Raw genomic sequence first — 12,586 nt, 5'->3', positions numbered from 1 at the left:
AAAAACAAAAGTAGGCAAATATAAAAGTATCTAAACAACCCTTCTATTACTATTTACTATTTACTCAAATGTAAGTTTTTTTTTGTAGCTTTGCAGGTATATTGAGAAAGATTTGTGTTTTTTTTAAGTGGATAATACAAACTATAATAATAGTTTATATTATAATTATTGTACTGTTGCATCTTCCAGTAGTACAAAACGTAATAGGTATAGGTATATCTAAAGCTATTTCAGAAAAATTAGGAACACACGTTAAGATAGACCAGATAGAATTAGGCTTTTTAAATCGTATTGTTATTAATAATATGATTATTTATGATCAGCGGAATTGTAAAATGCTTTCTGCAGAGCGTTTAGCATTTAAAGTAGATGTAATTCCTTTGATAGAGAAAGGCTGCTTGTCAGTTTCTTCAGTCCAACTTTTTGGTATGAAAGGCATCTTTTATAAGCCCCAAGAAGCTCCTGCGAATTATCAATTTATCTTAGATTCTTTATCTTCAAATACTAATTCTGAAAGAAGTAATTTTAATATATCTATTCGTAATCTTATAATGCGTAATTGTTTTTTAAAGTATGATCGTTTGGGAGAGCCATTGCGAAATTATGGTTTTGATTTGAATCATATACGAATAGGAAATTTATCAGCTAATCTTATTATTAATAATATAGCTCACGATACCATAAGTGCAGAGGTTCGCTCACTAAGTTTAAAAGAAAGAAGTGGATTTAAATTAGATAGATTAGGATTAAAGTTGTTTGCAGATAGTAAGCATGCAGAGCTTTCTAAAGTTAATATAGTTACACCATATAGCAAATTGTTAGGGGCTAATATTAATGTGTATTATTGTTTTGAAAAAGGCAAATTAAAAAAGTCGTCTTTAAGAGGTAAAGTGAGATTTAATGATGCTATAATATCAACTTCTGATGTTCGGCTATTTGTGCCAGCTTTGAGTCATGTTAATAGAAGATTTAGTTTATCTATAAATTCTACATATAATGTAAATAGAATAAAGTTGTCTAAATTTTCACTATCCTCTTGTGATCGTTCATTGTTTGTTAAAGCTAAGGGAGAATTAAGATTAAGTCATCGTGTTCCAGATATTTATCTTAATAAGGTATCTTTTGGTATAGATAGTTCTACCCTTAAGTCGATAGATAATATTTTTAAATTGAAAATTCCTAAAAAGATTATTGACTTAGGTAATATTTATTATCAAGGATCTTTTATGCGTACTAAACAATTACTTAGTATTAAAGGGCATTTACGGAACAAGGTAGGTGAAGCTAATATAAATTTAAAAATAAAAGATAGGAATTTTACGTTGAGCATATATAGTCCATTAATAAGGATGTATAAAATTATAGGAGATGCAAGATATGGTAACCTCTCTATAGGTATGAACCTTTTAGGAACTACTGATTTAAAGAATGTTGGCTTAAACGTAACCGTTCCATCTTTCGTATATAATAATTATTCTTATAAAAACATAAGTGTAAAAGGCTTGTATGCTAATGATAGTTTTGGTGGGAAAGTAAGAATAAATGATCCTAATGGAACTTTATCTTTTAAAGGGGTTGTGTCTGATATCTATAAATTTATATCTAAAAAGAAAAAATTAAACATAAAAGCAAAGGTTATAGTTAAGAAAGTAGATTTATCAGCTTTTCATTTCACAAAAATATTAGGTTCTCATATTATTGGTTTTACTTCAGAATTAAAAGGTTCATTCTCTAATTTATATGATATTAGTGGCTTTTTCAATTTTTCAAATGTAACAATTAGCAGCAAGGATAAAGTACTTTCTATAAAAAAAATAAGAATAAATACAGAGAATGATAAATTGATTAAAAACATTGATATAGAGAGCGATTATGGCGAAGCTCATGTTAGCGGTTCTTATAATTTGTCTACTCTTTTTCAAAGTTTTAAAAATATAATTCATGCTTACCTTCCCAGTCTTGTTAGTGAGAGATATATCCCTATGGGTAAATATAATAAAATAGCATTTGATGTGCAACTTAAAAATTATGATGCTATAAAAGAGTATATTAAGCTGCCTTTAAAATTGGAAAGTCCTCTTGCTTTTAATGGAAAATTTAATGAGAAAACAAAAGATATTGACTTTTTCTTTGAGTCGAAGAAAGTTTCTTTTGCTGACACTGAGATGAAGAATGTTGATATAAGAGTAGGTTCTAAGGAGGGCAACCTTATAACAACTATAAAAGGAGAGTATAATAACGCCAAGAAGCCGCATTTTTATATTAATACTTTTGCAAGAATAGGACAGAATAAGATTTCATCTATTATAAATTGTACTACAGAAGGGAAGATTCCTTTTAAGAGTGTTATAAATAGTGATATATTGTTTTACAATCATGGCGGTTCTCTTGCTACGCGAGTTCATTTTAACCCTTCTAATATTAATATAGATACGATAAGTCTTACTTTACAACCTTCTGATATGATATATTATCGCAAGAATCTGATAATAAATCATTTTGAAATATCTAATAAGACACAGCATATAATAGTAAATGGTAAGACTTCTGGTGATCCTGAGGATTCTCTTTCAGTTTATCTAAAGGATATAGAAGTGCCTTATATTCTCGATTTAGTTAATTTCCATGATGTTAATTTTGGAGGGTTAGCGTCAGGTACAGCTTCTGTTAAATCTATATTCTCTCACCCTATAATAAATACTAAACTTTTTGTAAAAGACTTTACCTTTCAAGATGGTCATATGGGTGAACTTACAGCGGAATCAACTTATGATAGTAAGAACGAAATTGCTTATATTAATGCTAAAGCTGTGGCTAATAATAGTTCTTATACAGATATAAAGGGATATGTTGATTTGAAAAACGAGTATATCAACTTGCCTATATATGCGCATAACACTAAACTTTATTTTATGAAAAGTTATTGTGATTCGTTTATGGATAATATAGAAGGTTCTATTAATGGCTGGTGTAAAGTAGTAGGCCCTCTTAGTCATATTAATCTTGAAGGCGACTTAGTAGCTAATGGTAGAATGTCAATTATCCCTATAGGCACTACTTATACCTTTGAGAATAGTCATATAAAAATGCTTCCTAATGAGATTATCTTTGATAAAGATACTATTAGAGATGTTAATAATAATATCGGAGTTATAACAGGAGGTTTGAGTCATGATTATTTAAGTAATTTTTCTTATAATGTGAATATAGCAACAAAGAATCTGTTATGTTATAATTTTCCACAACAAATTAATAAGGAGTCGTTTTGGGGTGTTGTTTATGGTACAGGTACATGTCATATAAAAGGTTTATCAGGCGAAACTACTTTAGATGTGAATTTATCTCCTGAGCCGAATTCACATATAGTTTATGATGCAAGTCGGGCAAGTTCTTTAGGGGAAAATTATTTTATAAGGTGGAATGAAGTAAAGAAGGATTCTCTTATGAGTAAAGAAAAAAAGTTAGAAGTAACTAATAATAGGGATACTATAGGCTCGGGAAATAATGATGTTGTATTTCACAATTTTAATAATCTTAGTGATCTTAATATAAACTTTCTTTTTAATACTAATCCAAATCTTACCATGGAGGTTATCACAGATGAATCTACTCGCGATAATCTACTTCTTAATGGATATGGAGGCATACGTGCTACTTATTATAATAAAGGTTCTTTCCAAATGTATGGTAATTTTTTTGTAGATCATGGTGCGTATAATATTACGATAGAAAATGCAATTAAAAAGACTTTTGCTTTTCAGCCGACATCAACAATTGTTTTTGGTGGTGATCCTTTTAATGCTACACTTAATTTACAGGGGTTCTATTCTCTTAGCTCGGTATCACTTAGTGATTTGCAGATAGGACAGCCTCTTTTCTCTACTAATACGAAAGTAAATTGTTTACTTAACATTAAAGGTACGGCAGGTTCGCCTAATGTTACTTTTGGTATAAATTTCCCTAATTTGTCTGATGATGCTCAACAAATAGTTCATTCTTTGCTTAATTCTGAAGAGGATCTTAATCAGCAAGTGTTATATCTATTAGCTATTGGAAGGTTTTATCCTCAAACAAGTAATAACTCTTTACAGAATAATGCTGCTCAGCATCGCACTTCTTTAGCAGTGCAAAGTTTGCTATCAGGAACATTATCCCAACAAATAAATACAATACTTTCAAATGTTATAAATTCAAACAACTGGAATTTTGGAACAAATATAGCTACTGGTAATGAAGGACTTAATAATGCAGAGTATGAAGGAATATTTTCAGGAAGATTGTTTAATGATCGTTTACTGTTAAATGGAGAGTTGGGCTATAGAGATAATGTAGCTACAAACTCATCTTCTTTTATTGGAGACTTTGATCTTCGTTATTTATTACAAAAAAATGGTAATGTGGCTTTTCATTTCTACAATAAGAATAATGATCGTTATTTCGCACGTAATTCTCTTACTACACAAGGTATTGGTATTATTCTGAAGAAAGATTTTACTAATTTGCGAGATCTTTTTGGCTTACATAATAAAAATAAAAAAAAATAAAGCAATATCACTGATGTACAGATTATTATTATTAACTTTGCACATAGTTTGGATTTATTATATCCTTACGTGAGAGAATTATTCATATAAAGTCTAACTTTATTAAATTATTAATTAATTAAAATTTATGACAAATTTAGAAAACGTCAAGCCACTTGATGATTTCAATTGGGACGAGTTCGAGAACGGTACAAGTGTAGATGCAAGTAAGAAAGATCTTACTAAAGTTTACGATGACACTCTTAACAAAATTCAAGAAAACCAAGTTGTTGAAGGCACAGTTATCTCTGTTGATAAGAAAGAGGTTGTGGTTAACATTGGTTATAAGAGCGATGGTATTATACCAGCATCGGAGTTCCGTTACAATCCTGAGTTAAAAGCAGGCGACAAAGTCGAGGTTTTTGTAGAGAGTCAGGAAGATAAGCGTGGTCAGTTAGTTCTTTCTCATAAGAAAGCTCGTTTACAGAAGAGCTGGGAGAATATAAATGCTGCTCTTGATAACGATGAAATCATTCAGGGTTACATTAAGAGTCGTACTAAAGGTGGTATGATAGTTGATGTATTTGGTATTGAAGCTTTCTTGCCTGGTAGCCAAATTGACGTTCATCCTATACGCGACTACGATGTTTTTGTAGGTAAGACAATGGAATTTAAGGTTGTTAAGATAAATCAGGAATTCCGTAATGTTGTTGTGTCTCATAAGGCACTTATTGAGGCAGAATTGGAAGCACAGCGCAAAGAGATTATTTCACATTTGGAGAAAGGTCAGATTCTTGAAGGTACAGTTAAGAATATTACTACATATGGTGTGTTTATCGACTTGGGAGGTGTAGATGGTCTTATTCATATTACAGACCTTTCATGGGGTCGTGTAAGTGATCCTCATGAGGTTGTTACTCTTGATGAGAAAATTAAGGTAGTTATTCTTGATTTTGATGAAGAGAAGAAGCGTATTGCTTTAGGTTTGAAGCAGCTTACTCCTCATCCTTGGGATGCTTTAGATGCAGATCTTAAGGTAGGTGATCATGTAAAAGGTAAGGTAGTCGTTATGGCAGACTATGGTGCTTTTGTAGAAATACAGCCAGGTGTTGAGGGGTTAATTCATGTTTCAGAGATGAGCTGGAGTCAGCATTTACGTTCTGCACAGGAGTTTATGAAAGTTGGTGATGAGGTAGAAGCTGTTATCTTAACTCTTGATCGTGACGAGCGTAAGATGTCTCTTGGCATTAAACAATTAAAGGCTGATCCTTGGGAATCTATTGAGGACAAATATCCTATAGGTTCTAAGCATATTGCTAAGGTGCGCAATTTCACTAATTTTGGTATCTTTGTAGAGTTAGAAGAAGGTGTAGATGGTTTAATTCATATTTCAGATCTTTCTTGGACAAAGAAGGTGAAACATCCTTCAGAGTTTACTCATCAAGGGGCAGAAATAGATGTAGTTGTACTTGAGATAGATAAGGAAAATCGTCGTTTAAGCTTAGGACACAAGCAGCTTGAGCCTAATCCATGGGATGAATATGAGTCTATTTATACTCCAGGTTCTGTTCATACAGGTAAGATAACAGAGGTAATGGATAAAGGTGCAGTTATTGCTTTAAACGAAGGTGGTGAAGGCTTTGCTACTCCAAAGCATCTTGTTAAGGAAGATGGTTCCCAAGCACAGCTTGGTGAGGAGCTACCATTTATGGTTATAGAGTTTGTAAAGGATACAAAGCGTATTATTCTTTCTCATTCTCGTACATTTGAAGAGGTTAAGGAAGAGCAGCCACGTCGTTCGCGCAGTAATAGTAACAATACAGCTCGCAAGCAAGAAGCTGCAGCACAAGTTAATAATGTAGCAGCAGGAACTTCTCTTGGTGATCTTGATGTTCTTGCAGATCTTAAGAAAAAAATGGAAGGTAAGTAAAATATACTTTTCACTTTTTTAGATATTATTTGGAGGATGTGTAAAAAAAATTATGCACATCCTCTTTTTTTATGTGAAATATTGGCGTAATAAGCCATATTTCTTTTTAGCTTATTAAATGTTCATTACGTCTAATATAATTCTTTTATAAAAATATTTTGTCATGGTTTTCATGTTATATTAAAGATTATTATAGGCTGTTTTAAATGTTATTATAAGCAATCTCAACGTACTAAGATTTTCTTTTTTTTGTTTTTTTATTACCTTTGCACCGTTTTAGAGGATTTTAGGAGGTATTTTACCAGTCCTCTTAGTATTTATTTATTAAATATTAATTATGTACAAAACCAATTTTAACAAGCGTAGCGTTATCAAGTTTAAGCACTTTTCACGTCACGGCTATTCACTTTTTTCTGTGTTAGGGAAAGAAGTGGTGATTGGTGTTTTGAGCGTTGCTACCCTTCAGCATGCTACAGCAAAGAGCATTAGTAACGAAGGTGTAAAAGCAAGCAACGATTCTACACTTTTAAACCAATCTCCGGTTATGATGAACGAAGTGTGTGTGACTGGTTCGCGCGCTCCACTTGCTAATAGTAAGCAAGCGAGAAAGGTAATTGTACTAGAGCATGATGATATTATGCATGCCCCTGTACAAAGTGTTAATGATTTGCTGAAGTATGCAGCAGGAGTAGACGTAAGGCAGCGTGGTCCTATTGGAGCACAAACTGATGTCAGCATACGAGGTGGAAATCAAGAACAGATAGCAGTGCTATTAAATGGCATTAATATTTGTGATCCTCAAACAGGACATAATGTTTTCGATTTCCCATTAGACATTTCTCATATCAAGCGGATTGAGATTTTAGAAGGACCTGCAGGGCGCGTTTATGGTACTTCTTCTTTATTAGGCGCAATTAATGTTATTACTCAAACTCCACAAAACTCATCATTTGATTTTCATATAGATGGCGGATCATATGGTTATTTCTCAGTAGGAGCTCGTGGTAATATAACAAATAAAAAATGGACTAATCAGGTTTCAGCTAACTTTACTCGTAGTGATGGCTATTTACGAAATAAAGCAGGTATGCTGAACTCAGATTATAAGACCTCTAAACTGTTTTATAATGGTATTTATTCAGGTGCTCAATGGTTATTTAATTGGCATGCAGGATTTAGTATTAAAGACTTTGGCTCTAATACATTTTATGGAGTTAAATGGGACGATCAGTTTGAGCATACCGCAAAGTTATATACTGCCATACAAGCTGAAAATAAGGTAGGTAATCTTCGCATACGTCCGTCAGTATATTGGAATAGGGGTTGGGATAGATTTGAGTTATTCCGGAATAGCCCCCAAAAATATCCATTTAATTATCATTGCACTGATGTGGTAGGTAGTAATCTAAATGCTTATTATATATGGTCGGATGCGAATAAGACAGCATTTGGATTAGAGGTTAGAAACGAGAAAATAAAGAGTACAATACTTGGAGATAACCTTTATAAGCCTATAAATATTAACGGAACCGATAGACAGTATTTAAAAGGACTAAACAGGACTAACTGCCAATTTTATTTAGAGCAAAATATTAGTTTAGATCGTTTAACTCTTTCAGGAGGTTTCATTGCTGTAAAAAACAGTCAGGCTAATATGCCTTTAAAGTTTTTCCCAAGTTTAGATGTTAATTATAGTATTAACAGCAACTTGCAAATATACGCATCTCATAATACTGCCCTGCGTATGCCTTCTTTTACGGAATTATATTATTCTGTAGGTGGGTTTAAGGCTGATAAGCACTTACGTCCAGAGGAATTAAGTGCATATGAAGTAGGAGTAAAATATGTAAACAATTATATCATTACTTCTGCAAATATCTTTTATAATCATCATCATAATCTTATCGATTGGATTAATGATGGTAGTAAGGATAAAAACGGTTCCTTAATCTGGAAGAGTGTTAATTTTGGATCTATTAATGACCTTGGAGTAGAGTTTTCTACTAAAATGTTGCTCTCAAGGATTTTCCCATCTCAACATATTCTAAAGAATTTTAATTTATCTTATTGTTATCTTGATCAGAATAAAGAGGGAGAAGATAATATTAATAGTAAATATGTTTTAGATTATCTAAAAAACAAGTTAGTTTTAGGATTGGATATGAATATCGTAAAACACCTCAACCTTAATGTTAATTACCGTTTTCAGCATCGTATGAATGGTTATCTTGATATAGCTGGTAATTATCATGATTATGGTAGTTATGGTGTTTTAGATGCACGACTTAGCTGGGAAGCTAAAAAATGGAATGCTTACATTAATGCAAATAATATATTGGGATGTCATTATGTTGATGTTGCTAATGTGAAACAGCCCGGAGCTTGGGTTGTAGCTGGAATTGCAGTTAAGTTGTAAAAATCATTAACTAACAGATAAAATTTAATATATAAATGAAAAGGCTGAACTTCTTATTAGGAGTTTAGCCTTTTTATAGTTTTTATAGCTATTTTGTAAAATTATAAATTGCTTTTCATTGTAAAGTATCTTATTAATAAGTATAGATATATTTTAATGTAGTATTTTATCTAATCAAAGATATTTATAGTATGTAAGAATTATTATATTAACTTTTTTTCAATTATCTTCCAATTATCATCTATTTAAAAATAACTATCTTTGTACAAATTTAAACAGTAACCAAGTGGCTAATAATGTAGTCAAAGAAAGAGTTCGAGATATCTTGGATAGTTATCTTGAAATAAATAATCATCGTAAGACGGCTGAACGTTCTGCTATTTTAGATGCAGTCTATGATATGTCTGGACATTTTACGTTAGATGAATTAGGGAAAGAATTAGAAAGGCGTAATTTTAGAGTATCTCGTGCAACTTTATATAACACGATGCGGCTCTTTATAGAGCTACGCTTAGTAATAAGACATCGCTTTATTGGGCAGACTAAGTATGAAGGGGCTTTTAATAATGAAGATCATATTCATCAGATATGTACAGTTTGTGGGACAGTAACGGAATTAGACGCACCAAATATAGTAACAGCCATAAAGGAAACGAAATATTCACGTTTTAAGAAAGATGGTTTTTCGTTATATATCTATGGTATATGTTCACGTTGTCAAATATCGCTTTCAAGGCAGAGAAATAAAGCGTTAAGTAAGAAACAAGATAAATCATCACAAAAATAAGCAAATGAATACAGCTAAAGTAGATGTCCTGTTAGGATTACAATGGGGCGATGAAGGTAAAGGAAAGGTAGTAGATGTACTTACTCCTAAGTATGATGTAATAGCAAGATTTCAAGGAGGTCCAAATGCAGGGCATACTTTGGAGTTTGAAAATCAAAAGTATGTGTTACGTTCTATTCCTTCTGGTATCTTTCAAGGTGGTAAAATAAATATTATTGGTAATGGTGTTGTTTTAGCTCCTGACCTTTTTATGAATGAAGCCAAGGAATTAGAAAAAAGTGGTCATTCATTAAAAGAGAGGTTGTTAATATCGAAGAAAGCACATCTTATATTACCTACTCATCGTCTGCTTGATAGAGCTAATGAAGCTGCTAAAGGAAAGTCGAAGGTGGGTACTACGGGTAAAGGCATAGGACCTACTTATACTGACAAAATAAGTCGTAATGGGCTGCGTGTAGGTGATATATTAGATAATTTTGAAGCAAAATATGAAGCTCATAAGGCTCGTCATATAGAAATGTTAGAAGCTCTGAAATGGACAGATTTTTCAGAACTTAAAGAAATGGAAAAAGTGTGGTTAGAAGGGATTTCGTTCTTAAAAGAATTTAAGTTTGTAGATTCTGAGCATGAAATACACCATTTATTAAAAGAAAACAAGTCAGTACTTTGTGAGGGAGCACAAGGCACTATGCTTGATGTTGATTTTGGTTCTTATCCTTTTGTAACATCTTCAAATACTGTTACCGCAGGTGCATGTACAGGTTTGGGCATCGGTCCTAATAGTATAGGGAATGTATATGGTATTATGAAAGCTTATTGCACTCGTGTGGGGTCTGGTCCTTTTCCGACAGAATTATTTGATGAAACTGGTAAAACTTTAAGAGATATAGGGCATGAGTATGGTGCAGTTACAGGAAGAGAACGCCGTTGTGGTTGGATAGATTTAGTACAATTAAAATATTCGGTTATGATAGATGGCGTAACAGAACTTATCATGATGAAAAGTGATGTCCTTGATGGTTTTGACACCATTAAGGCTTGTGTTGCTTATGAACTTCCTAATGGAGAAGTAACTGAAAATTTTCCTTATGATATAAATAATATAAAACCTATTTATAAGGAGTTTAAAGGTTGGAAACAAGATATGACCCAATGTAAATCAGAATCAGGCTTCCCAAAAGAATTTAGTGATTATGTTGCATTTATAGAGCATTATCTTGGGGTACGAATAGGTATTATATCTTTAGGTCCAGATAGAACACAAACTATAATCCGTTAAAGTTTTTTTATATTGCAGAATATTAAGATGTTTTGATTTTATATAGCTTTTAAAATCATAAGAAAAACATAACCAATTGGGGTTATATTACAAAAAAATAGTATAAAAAAAATATGGCAAATAAACCTTCTATACCTAAGGGAACTCGAGACTTCGGGCCTGAGGAGATGGCAAAACGTAATTATATTTTTGATACAATAAAGCATGTCTATGCTCTATATGGCTTTCAACAAATAGAAACTCCTGCCATGGAAACATTTCATACTTTGATGGGAAAGTATGGAGAAGAGGGAGATAAATTACTTTTTAAGATATTAAATTCTGGAGATTATCTAAAGACAATTAGTGATGAGGAAATTCTGCAGCGTAATATTTTAAAACTTCAGACAAAATTATGTGAGAAAGGTTTACGTTATGATCTAACCGTACCTTTTGCACGTTATGTTGTTATGCATAGAGAAGAACTACACTTGCCCTTTAAACGTTACCAGATACAGCCAGTATGGCGTGCTGATAGGCCACAGAAAGGACGTTATCGTGAGTTTTATCAATGCGATGCAGATATTATTGGTTCTGATTCTCTTTTAAACGAAGTAGAGTTATTACAAATAATAGATACTGTTTTTACTAAGTTTGGTATTAGGGTACAAATAAAAATAAATAACAGGAAAATTCTTACAGGTATAGCAGAGGTCATTGGCGAAAGAGAAAAGATTGTAGCTATTACTGTAGCGATAGATAAACTTGAGAAAATAGGACTAAGCAAGGTTAATGAAGAGCTTCGTTCTGTAGGCATTTCAGATGAAGCTATTGATAAGTTGCAACCTATTATTAAGTTTGATGGTTCTAATGAAGAGAAATTAGATGTTATTGCTGGTGTACTTAAGGATAGTGAGATAGGTCTTGAAGGAGTAAATGAGCTTCGCTTTATTCTAAGTAAATTGAAATTATTAAACTTGCAGAATGAAACGCAAATAGATCTTACTTTAGCTCGTGGATTAAATTATTATACGGGAGCAATCTTTGAGGTTAAGGCTTTAGATACACAAATAGGTTCTATTACAGGAGGAGGTAGGTATGATAACCTTACTGGTATATTTGGAATGCAAGGTATTTCTGGTGTAGGAATTAGTTTTGGAGCTGATCGTATTTATGATGTTCTAACTACTCTTGACCTGTATCCTAAAGAAAGTGTATCGGGTACTCAAGTGCTATTTATAAACTTTGGAGATAAGGAAACAGCTTATTGTCTACCTATTATATCAAAGGTCCGTAAGGCAGGAATACGTGCAGAGATCTATCCTGATAGTGTGAAAATGAAGAAGCAGATGAGTTATGCTAATGCTAAAGGCATTAAATATGTAGCATTAGCAGGCGAAACAGAAATGAATGTAAATAAGATAACTTTAAAAAACATGATATCAGGGGAACAAACTTTAGTGTCTTCAGAAGAATTAATTAAGTATATTTTAGGATAAGTATTATTATTGCTTAATAAAGCAGATGTAGGTAAATATATTTATCTACATCTGTTTTGTATATCAAACTATGAAAATATTTTTCTTTAATATAAAAAAAGGAGTTTAATGGTAGTAAAAAGGAAATGTAATGTAAAGAGTTTAATGGGAGTTGTCTATAATGCTTATCTATT

General features: G+C 32.2%; 6 protein-coding genes. All 6 read left to right on the top strand.

Going from position 1 to position 12,586, the window contains the following annotated elements; all coding sequences use genetic code 11:
• Positions 1 to 101 precede the first annotated feature (101 nt).
• The 6 genes from HMPREF9018_RS05620 to hisS all read left to right on the top strand — a co-directional run bounded on the left by HMPREF9018_RS05620 (position 102) and on the right by hisS (position 12,413).
• Positions 102 to 4,544 (top strand): translocation/assembly module TamB domain-containing protein, encoded by a 4,443-nt coding sequence (locus HMPREF9018_RS05620; RefSeq protein ID WP_008449205.1) that lies wholly within the window; start codon positions 102 to 104, stop codon positions 4,542 to 4,544.
• A gap of 127 nt (positions 4,545 to 4,671) precedes the next feature.
• The gene (gene rpsA, locus HMPREF9018_RS05615; protein ID WP_008449209.1) at positions 4,672 to 6,453 is read left to right on the top strand and encodes a 30S ribosomal protein S1; all 1,782 of its coding nucleotides are present in this window, start codon (positions 4,672 to 4,674) and stop codon (positions 6,451 to 6,453) included.
• A gap of 337 nt (positions 6,454 to 6,790) precedes the next feature.
• On the top strand, positions 6,791 to 8,869 hold the full coding sequence (locus HMPREF9018_RS05610) for a TonB-dependent receptor plug domain-containing protein (RefSeq protein WP_008449200.1): 2,079 nt from the start codon (positions 6,791 to 6,793) through the stop codon (positions 8,867 to 8,869).
• Between the two features lie 286 nt (positions 8,870 to 9,155).
• A complete protein-coding gene (locus HMPREF9018_RS05605; RefSeq protein ID WP_008449202.1) occupies positions 9,156 to 9,656 on the top strand; it encodes a Fur family transcriptional regulator in 501 nt (166 codons plus the stop codon).
• A gap of 4 nt (positions 9,657 to 9,660) precedes the next feature.
• The gene (locus HMPREF9018_RS05600; RefSeq protein WP_008449212.1) at positions 9,661 to 10,935 is read left to right on the top strand and encodes an adenylosuccinate synthase; all 1,275 of its coding nucleotides are present in this window, start codon (positions 9,661 to 9,663) and stop codon (positions 10,933 to 10,935) included.
• Positions 10,936 to 11,048: 113 nt separating this feature from the next.
• On the top strand, positions 11,049 to 12,413 hold the full coding sequence (gene hisS / locus HMPREF9018_RS05595; protein ID WP_008449207.1) for a histidine--tRNA ligase: 1,365 nt from the start codon (positions 11,049 to 11,051) through the stop codon (positions 12,411 to 12,413).
• Positions 12,414 to 12,586 lie beyond the last annotated feature (173 nt).

This window comes from Prevotella amnii CRIS 21A-A, assembly GCF_000177355.1.
Taxonomy (GTDB): domain Bacteria; phylum Bacteroidota; class Bacteroidia; order Bacteroidales; family Bacteroidaceae; genus Prevotella; species Prevotella amnii.
This window is presented reverse-complemented; position numbering and strand designations above follow the sequence as displayed.

Bases quoted from the DNA above. Each gene is read 5' to 3' on its own strand.
- rpsA (WP_008449209.1), top strand. From the start codon at position 4,672: ATGACAAATTTAGAAAACGTCAAGCCACTTGATGATTTCAATTGGGAC.
- HMPREF9018_RS05610 (WP_008449200.1), top strand. From the start codon at position 6,791: ATGTACAAAACCAATTTTAACAAGCGTAGCGTTATCAAGTTTAAGCAC.
- HMPREF9018_RS05600 (WP_008449212.1), top strand. From the start codon at position 9,661: ATGAATACAGCTAAAGTAGATGTCCTGTTAGGATTACAATGGGGCGAT.
- hisS (WP_008449207.1), top strand. From the start codon at position 11,049: ATGGCAAATAAACCTTCTATACCTAAGGGAACTCGAGACTTCGGGCCT.